Here is a 19,511-nt window from a genome sequence, read left to right as displayed (position 1 = left end):
AGGAGAGATCTGATGTTGAAAGTGATTGGAAAAATTGTTGGAGCGGTTGCGCTGATGGGCCTGGGCTTTTTGGTCAGCCGGTTTGTTCCGGCGGGCGGGCCGCCTCCGGGGATGATGGGAATGGGGCAAATGCCGCCCCCGATCGTGGCGGCCATGGAGCTGAAGGCGGTTCCCCTGGATGTGCTCGATGAATATATCGGTGCGGTTGAGCCCATTCAGGAGGTCATGGTGAAATCCGAGGTGGCCGGCTACATCGACCAGGTTCATTTTACGGAAGGCTCATTTGTGAAGGAGGGCGATCTGCTCTTCACGATTGATCAAAGCCAGTATCAGGCCATCGTCGAGGTTCGGGAGGCCAATTTGGCCAGTGCTCAGGCTGTGCGGGTGCATGCCAATAAGTTTGTGGAGCGCATGCACAAGGCGGGCGAGCGCAGCGTTTCGCAGTCGGACGTTGATGCGGCCGAAAGCGATTTGCTGAAAGCCGAAGCGATGGTGAAGCAGGCCGAAGCGAACTTGAACCTGGCGCAGATCGATTTGGCATACTCTGAAATCCGCGCGCCCATCAGCGGTCGCATCGGCATGGCGATGGCGACGAAGGGCAACTATGTCACATCGGGCTCCGACGCGTTGGCGCGCATTGTTCAGGTGGATCCGATCCGCGTGGTGTTTTCTCTGACGGACCGCGCCTTTCTAAACCTGCGCCAGCAAGAGATCGACGGTGCCGTGAACGGCATGGTGGCCAAGGTTCGTCTGCCTAACGGCACGATGCTTCCATTGGTTGGCAAGAAGGATTTTGACGATAATGAAATCAGCTCCACCACTGGCACCATGGCGGTGCGCTATGTCTTTGAAAACCCGAACTGCATGCTCGTTTCCGGCGGTTATGTAACCATCCTGCTCGGCACGCCGGAGCGCCCGATGGGATTGCGCATTCCGCAGAAAGCGGTGCTGATGGACCCAAAGGGGACCTATGTGCTGACGGTGGATGAAGCGGGGCTGGTAGGCAGCGCCCGAGTGCAGCTGGGCCAGTCGATCGAGTCCGACTTTGTGGTTCTCTCCGGGTTGGAGGCAGGCGACCGCGTGGTGGTTGAAGGCGTGCAAAAAGCTGCTCCGGGCATAACGGTCCAAGTCGCCCTGCAGGAGGCGCTCTAATGATTTCGCGCGTGTTCATCGAGCGTCCGCGCCTCGCCGGCGTCGTGGCCATCGTGTTGACCCTGGCGGGCATTCTCTCGATCTCATCGCTTCCGATTTCTCAATATCCGCAGGTCACGCCGCCGCAGGTGGTCGTCCGTGCGATGTATCCCGGTGCGGGTTCCGAGGTGTTGGCCGCTACGGTGGCAGGGCCCGTCGAAGACGCCGTCAACGGGGTCGAGGACATGCTCTATATGTCGTCGACATCCGACAACTCCGGCTCGTATTCACTAACGATCACCTTTGCGGTCGGCACCGATCCGGACATGGCGCAGGTCAAGGTGCAGAACCGTGTGACGCAGGCCGAACCGCTGCTCCCGACCGAGGTCGTGCAACAGGGCGTGACGGTTGAAACCGAATCGTCCGACATGCTGGGCTTCCTGACCGTGCGGTCGCCCGACGGCAGCCGCGATGAACTGTTTTTGAGCGACTACACCTATAAAATGATTCAACCCGCGCTGGAGCGCATTCCCGGCATCAGCCGGGCCCAGGTCTACGGGCCGAAATACAGCATGCGCATTTGGATGGACTCCGACCGCATGTCGGCGCTGGGCATTAGTCCGGATGATGCGGTGGCCGCTATTCGGGGGCAGAACCTGCAGGCTTCGATCGGTTCCATCGGCACTTCGCCGGACGACGGCACGGCGCAGCTCTCCTTCACGCTGACGGCCGAAGGGCGCCTAAACAATACCGAAGCCTTCGGCAATATTGTGGTGCGCACCGGGGACGATGGCGCAGTGGTTTATCTGAGGGACATTGCACGCATCGAGAAGGGGGCGGACAACTACCTCTTTTCTGCAAAATACAACGGAGCCCGCTGCGTGGCGATCGGCATGAGCCGCACGCCCGGTTCCAATGCGCTCGACACGATGGATGCCATCCAGGCCGAGCTGGATCAGCTGGCAAAGCATTATCCGGCCGGGCTCGAAAGCGTGCTCCCGTACGACGCCACCGAGTTTGTCCGCACCAGCATCCGCGAAATCGTGACGACGCTGCTGCTGACGTTCCTGTTGGTCGTCATCGTCTGCTATGTATTCCTGCAGGACTGGCGCGCCACCCTGATTCCCTCGATCACGATTCCGGTGTCGTTGTGCGCCACTTTTTTCGTGCTGTCCGCGCTCGGCTACAGCATCAACACGCTGACGCTCTTTGGGCTGGTGCTCGCCATCGGCCTCGTGGTGGACGACGCCATCGTGGTGGTGGAACGCGTGCTGGAGCTGATGGAAAGCGAAGGGCTCGACCACAAAGCGGCGACCATCAAGGCGATGGAGCAGGTGAGCGGTGCGGTGATTGCCACCACGCTGGTTCTGCTCTCCATTTTTGTGCCGATTGGTTTCATGTCGGGCATCACCGGCAAGATCTACCAGCAGTTCGCGGTGGCCATTTCGGCGGCGGTATTTTTTTCTACGGTAAATGCGCTGACGCTGAGCCCGGCGCTGTGCGCCACGATGCTGCATCGGGTGAAGCCGAAGCAGCATGGGCCGCTGCGGTGGTTTAATACCGGCTTGAGCCGCGTGCGCGGCCGCTATGTTTCCGGCAGTACGCGCCTGGCGCGCCGCCTCATGATGACGGCGTTGATTCTGCTCGGCGTCTTTGGCGGCGTATACGGCCTATTCAAGATGAGCCCGGCGGCATTCCTGCCCGAAGAGGACCAAGGCATTATTTTCGGGATGGCCCAGCTGCCCGAAGGGGCGACCCGCGCCCGCACCGAAGCATTGCTCGACGAAGTGCTTACTCCGATTCAGGACGAGGAAGGCATCGACTATGCCATCCAAGTGACCGGCTTCAGTCCGATGGGCGGATCCTCGGAAAACGTGGCGTTCTTTATGTTTGGCCTCGATAACTGGAGCATGCGCGAATCGCCCGAGCTGCATGTGACGGCCATCCTGCAAAAGCTGCAGGCCAGGCTGTCCGCGGTTCCGGGGGCGCAGCTCAACCTGTTTGTGCCGCCAGCCATTATGGGACTGGGCGTCAGCGGCGGGTTGGACATCCGGCTGCAGGACACGGCCGGCCAAGGGCCGCAGCAGCTCCAGGCCGTCATGAATAATTTCCTGATGCAGCTCTTTATGGCTCCTGAAATCATGTTTGGGTTCAGTGCCTATTCGGCCAACACGCCGCACCTCTATTTGGATGTTGACCGGGTGAAGGCCTCGCTGATGAACGTGAAGGTGGATGCCATCTTCAGCGCGCTGCAGACCTATCTGGGTTCGCTCTACGTCAACGACGTCAATTTTGACGGCCAGGTTAACCGAGCGATTGTTCAGGCGGACTGGGATTACCGCAAAAGCATTGAGGAACTGGATGGCCTGTATGTGCAGAGCCGCACCGGAGCCATGGTGCCGCTGGGCAGTCTCGTGAAGGCCGACATCACTCTCGCTCCCCGCATGGTCGAGCGCTACAACAAGTTTGCAGCGGCGGGGATCACGGCCTTTCCGCTGCCGTTCATCAGCAGCGGCGATGCCATGGCCAAGGTGTCGGAAATTGCGGAAACCGCGTTGCCGGAGGGCTACACGTTCGACTGGTCCGGCCTGAGTTATCAGGAAGCCAATGTGGCGGGATCGACCAATCTCATTTTCCTGATGGCCGTCGTTTTCGCCTACCTGTTTCTCGTGGCGCAGTATGAAAGCTGGACGACGCCGCTGCCCGTCATTCTCTCCACCTCCGTGGCGGTGCTGGGCGCGTTGGCCGGACTGAAGCTGGTAGTCCATCTGCCGCTGAGCATTTATGCGCAGCTCGGGGTTATTCTGCTCGTTGGCCTCGCCAGTAAAAACGCGATTTTGATTGTCGAGTTTTCCAAGGCGCGCCGTGAAGAAGGGCTCTCCATCATCGAAGCCGCGGCCGATGGAGCCGGGCAGCGTTTTCGGGCGGTGCTCATGACCGCGTTCACCTTCATCCTCGGCGTGCTGCCGATGGTGTTTGCTGGAGGCGCCGGCTCAGCAAGCCGTCGCGCCATCGGTTCGACCGTATTCTTTGGTATGCTCGCTGCAACGCTGTTCGGGATCGTGCTGGTCCCGGCGCTCTACGTGCTGTTCCAAACCATCGCAGAGAGGACCCACGACCGTTTTGGAAAGAAGGGCGAATGATTTCGTGGCATCGGACGCGAAGCGAGGCTTGAGGAACGAAAGCAATGAAATGGCAATCCGGCCCCACGCCTCTACTTACGTTTTTTGAGGGGCTGGAGCACCCAGCGCTTGTTGTACCAGAAATATTGCTCGGGGGTTTTGCCGATCTCTTCGGTGAAGATGTCCATCATTTGCTGCATCATGCGCTGCCAGTCGTCGGTTTTGTCGAGCGATGCGTCGGGGCGGATGGGATCGAAGATGACGGCGTCGTGCTTGGTCCAGCCGACGCGGCGGACGACGGCGGGGTAGATCGGGCAGTTGCACTGGCGGGCAAAGAGGGCCGTGCCCGCCCCCAAGTTTGCTTCGCTGTTTAGGAAGTTGATCTTGAGCGCTTCGGTGCTGTTGCGGACATCGGGCAGGATCGCCAGCACTTTGCCGGCCCTGATGCGGCGGATGATGCCTTTGAGCACCTTGGAGTCGTTCGAAATCATTTCCATGTCGAAGGCGTTGCGCGCGCGGTTGAGATAGGCATCGGTCAGCGGGTTTTTCTGGCGCCGGGCGATGGAGAAAATAGGAATGCCCGCGAGGTCGGCCGATACGCCGGCCATCTCCCAGTTGCCCATGTGGACGGTGGCGAAGATGTAGCCTTGCTCTTCATTTTCCAGGGCTTGAAGCAGTGCGGGAATGACGTCGGCCAAGGGCTGCTTTTTCACGTCCTCAATCGTCATCTTGGAAAAGCGGATCCCCTCGACTGCGTTGAAGCAGAGGTTGCGCCACGAGAGCCAGGCGATGCGTTTGATTTCCTGTTCCAAAAAGCGGTCGCCATAGACGCTCTTCAAGCGGCGGTGCGCCTCCTCTTTGCGGAAGCCGCCGATGTAATGCATGCCCGCCGCCACCAACCAGCCCAGCGCCAGAGCAACCCGCAGCGGCAGGATGCGCACCAAGCCCCCTGCGAGAACGAGCAGGACATATTCAGAGATGTGTTTGGCGCTATGTTTCATGTGCGTATTGCGTACTGCGTATTACGTATTGGGCTTTCAAGTTTCCGGTTTCAAATTTCACGTTTCACTTCTTCTTTCCCCACTTGCGCTCTTTGGGCGGATTCTTGAACGGGTCGGACTTGGAAGCGATGTAGACGAGTCCTTCGCCGATGGTATGCTCAATTTTATGTTCCAGCTCGGCGCAGGGGCGAACCTTGAAGGTGTGGTCGGTGTTGATGAACACCCTGGGGCCATCGACGAATTCAATGCAGAGGTCCACCGGCGTGTTGCCCCGGAATTCCGAGAGCGCCACTTTGAGTGTTTCCATCACCTCTTCGTTCACGCCGATCTCGGGCAGGCGGATGCTGACGCGGTCGCAGAAAATGCCGGGTGCCTGCTCCAGCGGGAAGATTTCCAGCACTTGAAACTTTAGGTCGCCGCTGTCCTCTTCCATCATGATGCCGCCAAACATGGCGGTAGCGTCGTCTTCGAGCAGCAGGCCGTATTCCTCGTAAGCGGTGGGGAATATAATGGCATTGATGGAGCCTTCGAGCCCTTCGATGCGGAAGCTGGCCATCGGTTTTTGATCCTTCTTCGTATAGAGCTTGCGCATTTCGGTGATCATGCCGCCCATGCGGGTGCGCTCGCCGGCCGCCAAGGTTTGGAGGTCTTTCATGCGCTTGAGGGCAAACTGGTTGAGCACCCATTCGTAGCGGGCCAGCGGATGGCCGGAAATAAAGAAGCCGATCAGCTCTTTTTCAGCGGCGAGCAGGTCCGACTCCGACCACGCCGGAACGTCGGCCAGTTCTTCGTCGGAGCTGCTGCCGGCTTCCTCTGCGGCGCCTCCCATGAGGTCGAACATGGAAACCTGGCCGGCGGCTTTGTCTTTCAGCGCCTCGGCGGCGCGGCCGATGGCGGTTTCGATGCCGTTGAAGAGCCGGGCGCGGTGGATGCCGCAAAAGTCGAATGCACCGGAGCGGATCAGGCTTTCAATCACCTTTTTATTGGCGCCGGGGATGCGGGAGCAAAAATCCATCAGTCCGGCGTACGGGCCGTTTTCATCGCGGTCGTTGACGATCTCTTCCACCACGCCTTCGCCGACGCCCTTGATGGCCGCCATGCCGAAGCGGATGCCGCTGCCGTCCTGGACGGCGTTGAAGCGGCCGATCGATTCGTTGACCGAGGGCGGCAGCACATCGATGCCGACTTCCTTGGATTCGCTGATAAAGCCGGTGAGCTTGTCGGAGTTGCCCATTTCGCCGGAGAGCAGGGCGGCCATGAATTCGGCGGGATAGTGCGCCTTGAGCCACGCGGTCTGGTAGGTCACGAAGCCGTAGGCCGTGGAGTGCGATTTGTTAAAGCCGTATTTCGCGAATTCGGTAATGTTGTCGAAAATGCTGTTCGCGAGCTTGGCGTCGATGTTGTTGGTCGTCTTGCAGCCGTCAACGAATTTGCCGCGTTGCTGGTCCATCACTTCGGGCTTTTTTTTGCCCATGGCGCGGCGAAGAATGTCCCCTTCGCCGAGCGTAAAGCCGGCCAGTGACTGGGCGGCCTGCTGAATCTGTTCCTGATAAACGATGATGCCTTTGGTTTCTTTCAGAATTTTTTCGAGCAGGGGATGGTCGTATTCCACCTTTTCCTGCCCGTGCTTGCGCTTGATGTAGGTCGGGATGAACTGCATCGGCCCCGGGCGGTAGAGCGCGAGAATGGCGATAATGTCTTCGATGCAGTCGGGGGCTACCTGCCGCAGCGTGTCGCGCATGCCTCCGGATTCCAACTGGAAGACGCCGACGGTGTCGCCGCGCGCCAGTAGCTCAAAGGTTTTCTCGTCGTCGATCTCCAGCTTTTCCGGATCGACGTCGATGCCGTGGTTGCGCTTAATCAGCGAGCACGCTTCGTAGATGATCGTCAGGTTTTTCAGCCCGAGGAAGTCCATCTTCAGCAGGCCGATCTCTTCGGTCGGACCTTTCTCGAACTGAACGACGATCAGCTTTTCCTTGGGCTCGCGGGTAAGCGGGATGATTTCGATCAGCGGCTTTTCGCCAATCACCACGCCAGCGGCGTGCATGCCGGTGTGGCGCGGCAGGCCTTCGAGCAGGCGGGCGTATTTCATGATGCGCTGGGCATCGGGTTCGCTCCGCGTGGCCTGTTTGAATTCCGGGCTTTCCGCCAGCGCTTTTTCCAGCGTGGTGCCCGGGGTTTCGGGAATCATTTTGGCTAGGCGGTCGCAGTAGGGCAGGGGGATTTCGAGCACGCGGCCGAGGTCGCGCATCAGCGTCTTGGCGCCGAGCGTTCCAAAGGTGATGATTTGCGCCACGCACTCTTCGCCGTATTTGTCGCGCACATACTGAATGACGGACTGGCGTTTGGTCGGGCAAAAGTCGATGTCGAAGTCGGGGGGCGATACACGGTCCGGATTGAGGAACCGTTCGAAAATCAGGTTATACTTCAGCGGTTCAATGGTGGTGATGGCCAGCGAATAGGCCAGCATCGATCCCGCACCCGAGCCGCGGCCGGGGCCGACCGGAATGCCCTGCGCGCGCGCCCACTGAATGAAGTCGGCGACGACGAGGAAATAGTTGATGTAGTTGGTCTTTTTGATGACGCCGACTTCGTAGTAGAAGCGCGTTTTAATCGTCTCTTCATACTCCGTGGTCGGATTGTCGAGGTCGTCGATGCCGTACAGCTTTTTCAAGCCCAGTTTGCCGAGATGGATTAGGTAGTCGTAGTCGGAGTCGAAGCCGTCGGGCAGCGGGAAAAACGGGAAGTGGAGGTCTTCGGCTTTTTCGGGGAAAAAGAATTCCACGTTGCAACGCTTGGCGATTTCGACCGTATTGGAAATGGCCTCGGGCTGGTCAGGGAAAAGGGCGGCCATTTCCTCGCCGCTCTTCATGTAAAACTGGTCGCCCTCGTAGCGGTGGCGGTTCGGGTCGGCCACTAGATCGCCGCGCTGCAGGCAGATCAAGACGTCGTGCGCCTCGGCATGCTCTTGGCGGATATAGTGGACGTCGTTGGTGGCCACCAGCGGAAGCCCGGTCCGCTTCGCGACCTCGAGCATGTTTTTGTTGGCGGTTTTCTGGTCGGCCAGTCCGTGGTCCTGGAGTTCGAGGAAAAAGTTGTTTTCGCCGAAGATGTCTGAATATTCCCGCGCCAGTTCTTCCGCCTTGTCGAGATCGCCGTCTTTGCAGGCCTCGGTCACTTCGCCGCGCAGGCAGGCGGCTAGACCGATCAGTCCCTTGCTGTATTTGCGCAGGAGGGCCTTGTCGATGCGCGGTTTGTAGTGCACGCCTTCGAGGTGGGCAATCGAAACGAGCCTCACGAGGTTTTCATAGCCTTCCTGCGTTTCGGCCAGCAGCACCAGGTGCATGTTGTTGCGCTGCGAGCGGATTGCGGGGTCGGTCGAGTTTTTCGTGAATTCAATCCCGTGCCGGGCCAGATAGACCTCGCAGCCGATAATGGGTTTGATGCCCGCCGCATAGGCCGATTTATAGAATTCCACCGCGCCGAACAGCACGCCGTGGTCGGTCATTGCCAAATATTCCATGCCCATGTCGGCCGCCGCCTTCATGGCCGGTTTTACCTTTACCGTGCTGTCGAGCAAGCTGTAGCAGGTATGGAAATGCAGATGGCAAAATGGAACGCTACTCACGGAAATCCCCTTAATCATTGGAAAACGAACAGGATAAAATCCGGCGCGCCCAAAACCCAGAATAAAGTTTGAAGCGTTGGCCGTTTTCGGGCTTTCCCTAGCGTTTTCGGGAAAGTTTTGTGAAAGGTTCGTGAAAGGGTTTGTAGTTCCGCCTTTAGGCGGCTTCTGAGGATGGGCTCTGCGGGCGGGCCGCCTAAAGGCGGAACTACAAATCTTTTAAAGGCGGAACGCGACGAGGGCGTCGCGTCTACGATCCCGAAAACCGCATGGCCGAGGCTGACGCGGGCGGGATTCAAAAAAAACAGGTTGATTTTCTTTTTCCAACCCGTAGATTTGCCCTCGTTTTCTCTGTTTCACTACGTATAGCCCCATTTTGATTATGACGAAAAGTCCTGCCACGAAAGCAAGAATCCCCTCTCGGAAACCACAACGCCCGCGCATCGTTTACTCCACCTGCCGTGCGCTGGTTCCCTTGAACACGGCGGAAATCCGAAAACGGGAACTCAAAAAGCTGGATCGGCAGAAAACCAATTGCGCCGCTCTCGATGCCCAGCTGGAAAAATTTGAGAAGGAGGAAGTGCAGGCGCACCAGCAATGGATTCAGACCCATTGCGGGCCGGCTATAACAAAATACAGGACGATCCGCGCTGAAATCTCGGTGCTCGAAGGCACCCTGAATCTCACCTTTGACCTGCTCGACTTTTATCCGAAGCGCACGCAGCAGGAATGCGCGGATGCCGCCGTGTTGTATTTTGAAACCAACGGAAAGATCCCCGAGGGATATGAGGAGTTTTTCGAGCCGGTCTTCTCTGCCCATTCCGAATCCAGCTCCAATCCGTTCGGCGACGACGAAGAGGATGATTTTGACGACGCATTTTTTGAGGACATCGAAGCCTTTATCGAAGAGATGGCCAACGGAGCCTCGTCAAACCGGGGCCGGATTCATTCCCCCCGCGATGAACGCCTCTGCCGGGAGGAGAAGACGATAAAAGAACTCTACCGCCGGATTGCACGGCAGCTCCATCCCGATGGAGCCGGCGGCGCCACGCCCGTCCAGCTGGAGCTCTGGCATGCTGCGCAGGCGGCCTATGAAAACCTCGACCTCGAAACCCTCGAACGTATCGATGCCCGTTGCGATCTGCTCGACACCGAAAGCACAAAATCCGCGCCGGTGTCTTCCATTCAAAAAGGGATTGCCTACTACAAAAAAGCCTGCACCCGCTTCCGTCGCGCCATCCGGGATGCCAAGCGCGAGCCGGAATGGGGCTTCTTGACCTGGAGCAAACCCAAGAAGCAGCGGGTGCTCAAGGAGCACAATCGGGAACTTGAAACGGAGATCCGATATTTTACCCGGTTGCTGAACGACCACAAAAACCAGCTGAAGGCGATGCGGAATCCGCCGGCCGCATTAAAGCGAACCCCGCCGAAAAAACGCGCTCCCGCAAAAAAATCGGCATCAGCAAAGCCGCCCGAACCGCAAAACGACGATCAGGGCCTGTTCGATTTCTTTTAGCCCGGCTGCTCCGCTGAAACGCACGGACTTGTTGGCGAAGCTTGGCCGCGGGAGGCTAGGCCGCCGATCCCGCAAGCAGGCGGGCACTTGATCCGGCAGGGTGATGGGTCAGGATTGTTTTTTCGTAGACGCGACGTCCTCGTCGCGTTTCGGTGCAGAGGCCGGGCGTGCGGAACGCGACGAGGGCGTCGCGTCTACGATCCCGAATACCGCGCACCGTCCCGTTCCAGCTCTTCGGTAATGGATTCCAGCTGCTTTTTGAGATCCTCTTTGGAGGGCAGATAGAGCTGATACTTGGAGGCGAAAATGTTGGCATTCTTCGGCAGGGTCAGTTCGACCAGCGCATCGTTTTTCCGGTGGCAAAGCACAATGCCAATGGTGGGTTGCTCGTCTTCGGTTTTCACATGGCGGTCAAAATGGTTAACATACATCTGCATCTGGCCGAGATCCTTGTGGGTGAGTTTGTCCCGTTTGAGATCCAGCAGGACATAGCAGCGCAGCAAGCGGTTGTAGAAAACCAGATCGACGTAGAAATGGTCGTTGTCGAAGGTGAAGCGCTTTTGGCGCGCCTCGAAGAGAAAGCCCTTGCCCAGCTCCAGAAGGAACTGCTCCAGTTTGTCGATGATGGCTTCTTCCAACTCGTCCTCGGAATAGGACGTCCGTTCCTCCAGTTCCAGGAATTCCAGCACCAGAGGATCCTTGATCAGGTCGGCGGCTTTTTCCAGCACCAAGCCCTTCTTGGAAAGCGTGCGGACCTCCTCCTTATTGCGGCTCAAAGCCAGTCGTTCGTAGAGCGAACTGCCAATCTGCCGCTCCAACTCGCGCACGCTCCAGCTATTGGACGCCGCCTCGATTTCGTAGAAACGGCGCTCCTCCGGATGGTCGACCGTCAGGAGACTGACATAATGCGACCAGCTCAACTCGAATTTTTGCGTTAATTCCGGCACGGTCAAAGAAATCCGAGACAGTGTCTGCGGAATTTTAGCTCCTTCGGAAAGGCTCAATGCAAAGGGACTTTTGAATTTCGCAGACACTGTCTGCGAAATCTCCAAATGGGTCTGGTAAAATTTGCGGTATTGCTCCAATGAGCGTTCGGAAAAGCCCCGTCCTAGGTTTTCGGTTAACGCAACCGAAAGCTTTTTCAAAACGGAGCGTCCATACTCCGCCCGATCCGCACCGTTCTGCTGATATTCCACAATATACCAGCCAAACAGCCAGTTGCGCACCACCAGCTCGATATTGACGGAGCGAGCCGCACGCTGCTGCATCGTCGTATGTGTTTCGCGACACAGCGCGACCAGTGAATTAAAATCAAAAACCTCATCCATGGCTCATTCCCATCCTTCCGTATTCACAGCAATCAAAGCACCCTTTTACATGAAAATGTTTACTCGCATAAGAGTGAGAATAAAAGTTTGTAGTCCCGTAAAGGTTTATGAATAAGGTTTGTAGTTCCGCCTTTAGTCCCCCCACCAGCTGCGCTGGATTTTTCATGAACGGGACTGGAGGGCGAGGCTCTGTCCGAGCCAATCCGCCGAACGGCTCCGACAGAGCGTCGCCCTCCCCCATAAGTCATGAAGTCCCAAACAAGGCGGTTTCGGAGGATTGGTTCTGCGGATTGGCCGCCTAAAGGCGGGATTACGAACTTGAGCAATACCGCCCGCCGTCCATGCGCTGGGCTTGGCCGAGGGCGGCGAGGGTTTCGAGCAGGTCGGCAACGCGGTCGGTGCGGGCGCGGCTGAAACGCCGGGCGAGCTCTTCGGCGGTGGCGGGCGACGGCGAGGTCGCGAGGGCGGTGCGGAGGGCGCGCACTTGGTCGGGCAAGGCTTTGGGCCAGGGTTGTTTTTTCGTAGACGGAGCTTCCAGCTTCGTTGGGTTTATCAACGCGCGTTGCTCATGCTGAACGGAGCTGGAAGCTCCGTCTACGTTCAGCTCGTTTTGCACGGCTTCCGGACATTGGAACGCGGGGCGGAGCCAGCGGATTTGGCCGTGCGCTTCTTCGGCCGCGCGGGCGGCGTTGAGCGCAACGAGGCGTTCGAGAATTTCTTCGTCCGGCAAATCGGCCGGCCAGCCGTAGGCTTCGGCGACGGCGGCGTCGAGCTCGTCGTGCAGCTGCATCAGCACGGAAACCAAACCTTGTTCGTGGATCGTTTGCTCTTTGGCGGTGAGCGCTTCGCCGGCGCGGAGCTTTTGCAGCACGTTGTACATGCCCGTCATCGTCAGCGCCGGATGCTGTTCCTGCTGGCGCTTGCGGTGCGCGTCGAGCTGCTCGCCCAGCGACCGGATACGCGCCCGCTGCTCCTCCGCCGCTTCCGGGAAGGGGAATGTTTGAAAACATTTTGATTGGACATAAACGGGGTCGTTGCCAACGCCAAGATTGCTTCTGTTGGCCATTGCCCAGCCTACATGAATGCGGCTGCTGAGCACGCCGAGATGGAAGGCATCTTCCAGTGCAATATTCACGAGTTTGTGGTCTGGAAGAATCGACGCATCCAGAAACTGGAAAAAGCGATGCTTCGAGGTTTCTACCGTGGCGATATATCTAGGTAAACCAACCATCGCTTTACGTAGTACCTTTCTCGGTTCACCAAATGTCCACCACTTTTCCTTTAGGGATTTTCGCTTGTTTTGATCGCGCTGCGGCTTGACCCGTTCGAGTACCCATTGATAGACAGCAGGGTATTTTCCGCGCACATCGTCGGGAGTAAGGCCAAACAAGTCAATTAACATCACGCCACGCGGTTTGTTCGTGAGGTCTTTTCCGTTGCGGTAGTCGCGAATGTGATTTTCCAATCCTTGAATCGTTCCCAAGCCTAACTGCTTTGCTTCTTCAGGTGTAACGATAAACCCCGATCCAGCCAGCATCATACCGTTTGAATTCAACCCTTTTCCACACTTCAGTGGAATGGCGCTGGTAACGTCAGCGCCAATAGAAAGGTCGGGATGGATGGTGCCGGTTTTGGAATCGAGCTTTACTTCGTAGCCCTCGCCGTCGCCGCCTTTTTCTGCGACCACGTGCTGGAGGATGCCGGCGGCGGAGCCGGGCGCGGCGGTGGTCATGGCGATGCGGACGGCGGCGCCGTCGGCGGCGTCGACCCACGGGTGGTCGGGGATGGCGAAGACGAGCGATACGGGGTTTTTGGCGGCCATGTGTTTTTCGAGCACGCGGCGGTTGAAGGTTTGGCGCAGCGAGTTGGTGGTGACGAAGCCGAAGCGTTTTGTAGGTGGGGTCGGCGACCCCGCCCCGGACGAAGCGGGATCGACGATCCCACCTACAGCAGCAGACGCGGGATCAACGATCCCACCTACAAGCAGCCCGGCGGCGTGGTTCCACCAATACATGACGAAGTCGGACGATTCGCGGACGTCGGAGTGGACTTTGCGGACGGTGTCCACATAATCGCCGCCAAGGGCTTGGCGCATGGCCTTGTCACCGATGAAGGGCGGGTTGCCGATAATGTAGTCGGCCTGAGGCCAGACGGCTTTGCGCGGGTTGGAATAGCGGTAGACGGGGATGCGGGCGGTTTCGTCGGGCACTTCCTTGCCGGTGACGGGATGGGGCTTGGTGGTGCGGCCGTCCCAGTGGGTTGCGCCGGGCACTTCTTCCTTGGCGTCGTATTCGATGAGGGCGTCGCGGCACTCGATGTTGTGGAAGTTGCGGATGATGGGCTGGGCGGGCTGGACGTTGCCGCGGTTGCGGAAGTGCCATTGCAATGCGCCGATCCAAAGGACGAGCTCGGCGATGGCGGCGGCGCGCGGGTTGATTTCGAGGCCGAGGAGCTGGTGGGGATCGACGGTTTCGCCGGCCATGTCGAGCGAGCCCTGCCCTTCGCCGAAGGTGAAGAGCGTGTCGAAGATTTCGCCTTCGATGCGCTTGAGGTGTTCGAGGACGACGTAGAGAAAGTTGCCGCTGCCGCAGGCGGGGTCGAGCACGCGGATATGGCAGAGGGCGCGGTGGTATTTGCGGATTTCGGCGACGGCCTTTTTCATTTCGCCCTGGCTGGCGAGGTTGGCGGCGGCAATGCGGACGGACTCCCATTCGGAGCGGACGGGGTCGATGACGGTGTGGAGGACGAGGCGCTCGACGTAGGCGCGGGGGGTGTAGTGCGCGCCGAGCTTGTGGCGTTCGACGGGGTCGAGCGCGCGTTCAAGCAGGGTGCCGAAGATGGCGGGCTCGACATCGCGCCAGTCGGCGCGGGCGGCTTCGATGAGCAGCAGAAGCTGGTTTTGGGTGAGCGGCATCGCGGCGCTTTCGGCAAAGAGGCCTCCGTTAAACTGGAGTATGTTGGTGCGCAGCGTGGTGGAAAAGCCGCCGGTGTCCATCTTTTGCCAGAGCTCTTCGACCATCGGCACAAAATGTTCGGGGGTGTCGGTCAGGCTTTCGAGCAGACGGGTGAAGCTGTTGCGCATCAGCAGGCCGACGTCTTCGGCAAACATGGTGAAGAGGCAGCGCATCAGGAAGGCGGCGGTTTGTTCGGCGGGGTGGCCGTCGGCTTCGAACGATACGGCGAGCGCGGCCAAATGGTCGGCAATCTCGCGGGTGACGCGCGCGCTGCGTTTGGAGGGGTCGAGCTCGAGCGGCTCTTCCCAAACCTGCCGGAGGCGCTCGCGGATGTCGGCGCGCTCCAGATCCTTTAGAAAGATGCGGTGGCTGCCGGGGGCGGGGAAGGGGACATAGGCGCCGCCCGTGCAGGAAAATTCGGAGTAGAGCTCGATGGAGTGGCCGACATCGACGACGACCAAAAACGGCGGGCGGCCTTCGGAGGCGGGGAGCGCGCGGATATATTGCTCGGCCTGTCCGCGGGCGCGCAGCATGGCGTCGTCCCACGCCACGGTGCCGCGCTTGGCGGTGCCCTTTTTGAGCTTCTTTGCGGGTTGCGCAATTTTTTCCAGCGGATCCGCCGCGCCGGCCGCATCGGCGCCCTGCTTGGCTTCGAGGACGAAGCATCCGCGTTTGTAGAGGTCGATCCGTCCGATGCCGCCATGGTGGAAGGCGACGTCGCGCTCGAAGACATAGGCGTTGAGGGTGGTGTCCGGGGTGGCGGGTTCCGGCGGGGGCACGTCGAGCAGCGTGCAGAGCTCGGAAAGGAAAATCGGACAGTTGGCGCGCTCGGCCGCGCCGGAATTGCTCCAGCGCTCGATGAATGATTGTACTGCTCCCATGTCGCCCCCGTGTCATTGATGAAAAACTGTTTAAAAGAATAAACAGCACAGCCGAGGAGCAAAAGAAAAATGGGGTGAAAGTTTGGTGGAGGTTCCTGGAATGATTCGTGAAAAGCCATGCACAAAAAAACGCCCGGCCAATGACCGGGCGTTTGGCTTGGCTTGGTGCCGGGCCGTCTAGTCGTCCGTTTTTTTGCGGCTGTTGCGCTTGCGGTCGTTCTCTGTGAGCAGGCGCTTGCGCAGGCGGATGTTGTTCGGGGTGATTTCGACCAGCTCGTCGGCGGCGATGTATTCCAGCGACTCCTCGAGGCTCTTGACCTGCGCCGGTGCAATCTTCATGGCGCGGTCGGTGCCGGAGGCGCGGACGTTGGACATGGCTTTGGCTTTCTGGATGTTGACCACCAGATCCTTGTCGATGCAGTGTTCGGCCACAATCATGCCTTCATAGCAGGCTTCGCCGGGGGTGACAAAGAACGTGCCGCGCAGCTGGAGCGCGTCGATGGCAAAGGCCACGGTGTCGCCGTTGCCTTGGGAAACCAGCACGCCGTTGTTGCGCTGCTGGATCGGCCCTTTGTAGGGCTCGTAGCGCAGGAAGCGGTGGGAAACAATCGCTTCGCCGGCGGTGGCCGTGAGCATTTTGCTGCGCAAGCCGATCAGGCCGCGGGTCGGAATCTGAAACCGGATCATTTTGCGGAGGCCGTGCTGCTCCATATCAAGCATTTCGCCTTTGCGGGTGCCTGCGAGTTCGATCGCTTTGCCGGCATATTCATTCGGAACATCGATGTGCAGAACTTCGATCGGCTCTTCTTTTTTGCCGTGCTTTTCTTTTAAAATAACCTGGGGCTGGGAAACGCACATTTCGAACCCTTCGCGGCGCATGGTTTCGATCAGAATCGAGAGGTGCAGCACGCCGCGCCCGCTGACGCGGAACGAATCGCCGGAGCCGACGTCCACGTGCAGCGCCACATCGCGCTCGGTTTCTTTGAGCAGGCGTTCGCGCAGGTGGCGGCTGGTGACATATTTTCCGTCCTTCCCGAAGAACGGGGAGTCGTTGACGGTGAACACCATGGAAAGGGTGGGCTGGTCAATGCTGATGGGGGGCAGCGCTTCCGGGTGGTCGAAATCGGTGATGCTGTCGCCGATGTCGATGTCGGGGATGCCGACGATGGCGCAGAGGTCGCCGCAAGGCACTTCGTCCACCTCCACGCGGGTGAGCCCTTCAAACGTGAAAAGCTGTTTGATGGCGGCCCTCTTTTCCGTGCCGTCGCGGTAGACGCGCATCAGCGGGGTGGAGGTGTTGAGCGTTCCGCGGTAGACGCGGCCGACGCCGATCCGGCCGACGTAGTCGTTGTAGTCGAGCGAGGTCACTTGCATTTGCACGGGGCCTTCGCGGACTTCCGGGGCGGGAATGTATTCGAGAATGGCGTCCATCAGCGGAAGAATCGAATTGCGCGGGCCGTCCAAAACCTTGTCCGCCCACCCATCCTTGCCGCTGCAATAGAGCATCGGGAAGTCGAGCTGATCGTCGTTGGCGTCGAGTTCAGCAAACAGATCGAAGACCTTGTCGTGGATCACGTCCGGGCGCGCATCGGGCTTGTCGATCTTGTTGATGATGACGACCGCCTTGAGGTTGAGCTCCAGCGCTTTGTCGAGTACGAAGCGGGTCTGCGGCATCGGCCCTTCGGCCGCATCCACGAGCAAGAGCACGCCGTCGGCGAGGTTCAACACGCGCTCGACCTGGCCGCCAAAGTCGCTATGGCCGGGGGTGTCGATGACGTTGATCTTTACGCCTTTGTAGACGACGCTGATGTTTTTCGAAAGAATGGTGATGCCGCGCTCGCGTTCGAGGTCGTTGCTGTCGAGCATGCAGGTCTGCATGTCTTCGTTGTCGCGGAACAGGTGCGCTTGTTTGATGATTTCGTCCACCAGCGTGGTTTTGCCGTGGTCAACGTGCGCGATAATCGCGATATTTCTAATTTCCTGGGCCATTTGGAGCTCCGGCGGAGCCGCAGCTCCGCTTTAATCGTTAATAGCTAATCGTCAGCATGAAAAAGCGCCTCAACGCTCTCCACCACTTAACAAATAACGGTTTTCTGTTAACTGTTCCTGTCCAACAGGAACGAAAATGAGGCGCGAACATATAGCTTTCCGCTCAAAAAGCAATGAAACATAAGAATAAATGGCGGGCCCGAAAAACCACGCCTAAACCGGTGTGGTTTATTGCGGGGGATGGTTTTTGCCGATCGCGGAAAAAAGGGCTGTCTTCTGCCGGCTTCTTTCGGCAAAGTCCCGAACATGATTACGTTTCTAGAAGGTAGATTAGACAACAAGCAGCTCGCACGCGTTGAGATGAACGTCGGCGGGGTGGGCTACGAGGTTTTTATTCCGCTCAGCAGCTACGACCGGCTGCCGTTGGCGGGGGAGCAGTGCCGTATCTTGATCTATCACCACATTACTGATGTGAGCCAAAAGCTGTTTGGCTTCTGCACCGAGGACGAACGCGAAATGTTCATCCGCTTGCTGACCATCAGCGGGGTCGGCCCCAAGCTGGCGGTCAGTGCGCTCAGCGGCCTGCCGGTGCGCGAGTTGAAGAACGCGTTGGTGAATGGCGATGTTAAGCGTATTTCATCGATCTCGGGGATCGGCAAGAAGACGGCCGAACGCATTGTGGTGGAGTTGCGCGACAAGTTTAGCCATGCGGAACAGCTCGATGCCTTTGCCCCGGCTGAAATGGAATCCGGCGACCACCGTATGCGCGATGCCGCGCTGGCGCTGAGCGCCCTTGGCCATAAGCCCGACGCCGCCACAAACATGATCAAAGGCGTGGCCAAGCAGCTGACGCCCGAGACGACTGTAGAGCAATTGATCCGGATGGCGCTGACGAAGTAAGCGGAGTTATTCTTCCACTTCGGTGTACAGCAGCTGTTCGTACAGCGCATTTTTGTCAGAGGCTTTCGCCCATTCGTCGAATTCGGGGATGGAAGTGATTTCGTCTTTGGCGCGCATCACCCCGTAGCTGTTGAGCATGGCGACGAAGGCCTCGAACTCGCCTCCGGATTCAAGTTTCTGGGGCACCACCACTTGAAGCATGCCGGCAAAATAGGCGGCCACCAGCAGGTCGGCGGTCTTGGGCTTTTGGTATCCGTCCGGCCAGACAAAGAGATGGGTGTATATATTGAGATCGTCCATGGTCTGGGCTTTCGCCAGCACATATTGGGCGGCGGTGCGTCCGGCGTAGCTGGCGGGATCAAGGAGCAGGGCGTCGCAGGCGGCCATAAGCAGCGCATCGTCGTCGGGTTGGGCCGATAGGATGCCGATGAGCTGCTTGAGCATTTCCTTCGACAGGTCGCTGGCCCGTTTGCTCTCCTGCATGTCGAACTGAAGGTCGAGCTTGATCAGATTGCTCTTGGAGCCGGTTAGATAGACCGAAAGGATTCTTGGAACGCTGTTGGAGACGCCCGCCGTTATGCGGGGCTGGTCATACTGGAAAATGGTGTTGGCAAAGCGGATGTCGCCGCGGTTCGGGATCACGCTGCCTCCGCGTTTGCGGAGCTTTGAGATGTTGCCGTTCGCTTGGCTTTTTTTCAGCAAACTTTCCGCGCTTTGAAACGCCAGGGTGACGGCATCGCCTTCTGGTCCGTCCGGGATGTCCGTTTTTCCCAGCGTGCAGACGGTCAGTTCCGCCTGAAAGGTCCCTTGGGCATAGAAGACGCTGTAGCCAAAGGCCTCGTTGTCATATTTTTCAACCCGGTCAAAGGGCAGTCCGCCAAGCTTTTGTGGAAACACCATTTTTGTGCTGAAATCGACAAACGCGGAGTCTGCCAGCGCAGACGTTAAGGCCATCAGGCCGCACAGCATAGCTATTGTTTTCATAGTCACCCCCATTAAAAGATGCCGAGACCTTACAAAACCTTGGCGGGCTTGTACAACCGCAAGGCCGCCATAAATTGCAT

Annotated in this window: 10 protein-coding genes; 4 read left to right on the top strand and 6 right to left on the bottom strand. The window is 58.6% G+C overall.

The window, feature by feature from the left end:
• The first annotated feature begins 12 nt into the window (after positions 1-12).
• Positions 13-1,152, top strand: a complete 1,140-nt coding sequence (locus tag SCARR_RS11420; protein WP_136061708.1) for an efflux RND transporter periplasmic adaptor subunit — start codon at positions 13-15, stop codon at positions 1,150-1,152.
• Complete coding sequence (locus tag SCARR_RS11415) at positions 1,152-4,274, top strand: efflux RND transporter permease subunit (RefSeq protein WP_136061707.1); 3,123 nt, start codon at positions 1,152-1,154, stop codon at positions 4,272-4,274. The genes SCARR_RS11420 and SCARR_RS11415 overlap by 1 nt, the downstream gene beginning before the upstream one ends.
• Positions 4,275-4,345: 71 nt before the next feature.
• Here SCARR_RS11415 and SCARR_RS11410 read toward each other — a convergent pair whose 3' ends face one another.
• Positions 4,346-5,254, bottom strand: coding sequence for a lysophospholipid acyltransferase family protein (locus SCARR_RS11410; protein ID WP_136061706.1), 909 nt, complete (start codon positions 5,252-5,254; stop codon positions 4,346-4,348).
• A 64-nt stretch (positions 5,255-5,318) separates the two neighbouring features.
• Positions 5,319-8,882: a DNA polymerase III subunit alpha gene (gene dnaE, locus SCARR_RS11405; RefSeq protein WP_168433248.1), complete on the bottom strand. Its 3,564-nt coding sequence runs from the start codon at positions 8,880-8,882 to the stop codon at positions 5,319-5,321.
• Between the two features lie 379 nt (positions 8,883-9,261).
• Between dnaE and SCARR_RS11400 the strand changes: the two genes are divergently transcribed.
• The gene (locus SCARR_RS11400) at positions 9,262-10,395 is read left to right on the top strand and encodes a J domain-containing protein (RefSeq protein WP_136061704.1); all 1,134 of its coding nucleotides are present in this window, start codon (positions 9,262-9,264) and stop codon (positions 10,393-10,395) included.
• 194 nt (positions 10,396-10,589) lie between these two features.
• Here SCARR_RS11400 and SCARR_RS11395 read toward each other — a convergent pair whose 3' ends face one another.
• From SCARR_RS11395 to typA, 3 genes are all read right to left on the bottom strand, one after another.
• On the bottom strand, positions 10,590-11,723 hold the full coding sequence (locus SCARR_RS11395; RefSeq protein ID WP_136061703.1) for a PDDEXK nuclease domain-containing protein: 1,134 nt from the start codon (positions 11,721-11,723) through the stop codon (positions 10,590-10,592).
• Between the two features lie 310 nt (positions 11,724-12,033).
• A complete protein-coding gene (locus SCARR_RS11390) occupies positions 12,034-15,558 on the bottom strand; it encodes a class I SAM-dependent DNA methyltransferase (RefSeq protein ID WP_136061702.1) in 3,525 nt (1,174 codons plus the stop codon).
• 177 nt (positions 15,559-15,735) lie between these two features.
• Positions 15,736-17,547 (bottom strand): translational GTPase TypA, encoded by a 1,812-nt coding sequence (typA, locus tag SCARR_RS11385; protein WP_136061701.1) that lies wholly within the window; start codon positions 17,545-17,547, stop codon positions 15,736-15,738.
• 306 nt (positions 17,548-17,853) lie between these two features.
• Here typA and ruvA point away from each other — a divergent pair, with 306 nt between their 5' ends.
• The gene (ruvA, locus tag SCARR_RS11380) at positions 17,854-18,447 is read left to right on the top strand and encodes a Holliday junction branch migration protein RuvA (RefSeq protein ID WP_168433247.1); all 594 of its coding nucleotides are present in this window, start codon (positions 17,854-17,856) and stop codon (positions 18,445-18,447) included.
• A 6-nt stretch (positions 18,448-18,453) separates the two neighbouring features.
• Here ruvA and SCARR_RS11375 read toward each other — a convergent pair whose 3' ends face one another.
• Positions 18,454-19,431, bottom strand: a complete 978-nt coding sequence (locus SCARR_RS11375) for a hypothetical protein (protein WP_136061699.1) — start codon at positions 19,429-19,431, stop codon at positions 18,454-18,456.
• Positions 19,432-19,511: the final 80 nt, after the last annotated feature.

Source organism: Pontiella sulfatireligans, assembly GCF_900890705.1.
Classification (GTDB): Bacteria; Verrucomicrobiota; Kiritimatiellia; order Kiritimatiellales; family Pontiellaceae; genus Pontiella; species Pontiella sulfatireligans.
This window is presented reverse-complemented; position numbering and strand designations above follow the sequence as displayed.

Bases quoted from the DNA above. Each gene is read 5' to 3' on its own strand.
- SCARR_RS11420 (WP_136061708.1), top strand. From the start codon at position 13: ATGTTGAAAGTGATTGGAAAAATTGTTGGAGCGGTTGCGCTGATGGGC.
- SCARR_RS11415 (WP_136061707.1), top strand. From the start codon at position 1,152: ATGATTTCGCGCGTGTTCATCGAGCGTCCGCGCCTCGCCGGCGTCGTG.
- SCARR_RS11410 (WP_136061706.1), bottom strand. From the start codon at position 5,254: ATGAAACATAGCGCCAAACACATCTCTGAATATGTCCTGCTCGTTCTC.
- SCARR_RS11400 (WP_136061704.1), top strand. From the start codon at position 9,262: ATGACGAAAAGTCCTGCCACGAAAGCAAGAATCCCCTCTCGGAAACCA.
- SCARR_RS11395 (WP_136061703.1), bottom strand. From the start codon at position 11,723: ATGGATGAGGTTTTTGATTTTAATTCACTGGTCGCGCTGTGTCGCGAA.
- SCARR_RS11390 (WP_136061702.1), bottom strand. From the start codon at position 15,558: ATGGGAGCAGTACAATCATTCATCGAGCGCTGGAGCAATTCCGGCGCG.
- typA (WP_136061701.1), bottom strand. From the start codon at position 17,547: ATGGCCCAGGAAATTAGAAATATCGCGATTATCGCGCACGTTGACCAC.
- ruvA (WP_168433247.1), top strand. From the start codon at position 17,854: ATGATTACGTTTCTAGAAGGTAGATTAGACAACAAGCAGCTCGCACGC.
- SCARR_RS11375 (WP_136061699.1), bottom strand. From the start codon at position 19,431: ATGAAAACAATAGCTATGCTGTGCGGCCTGATGGCCTTAACGTCTGCG.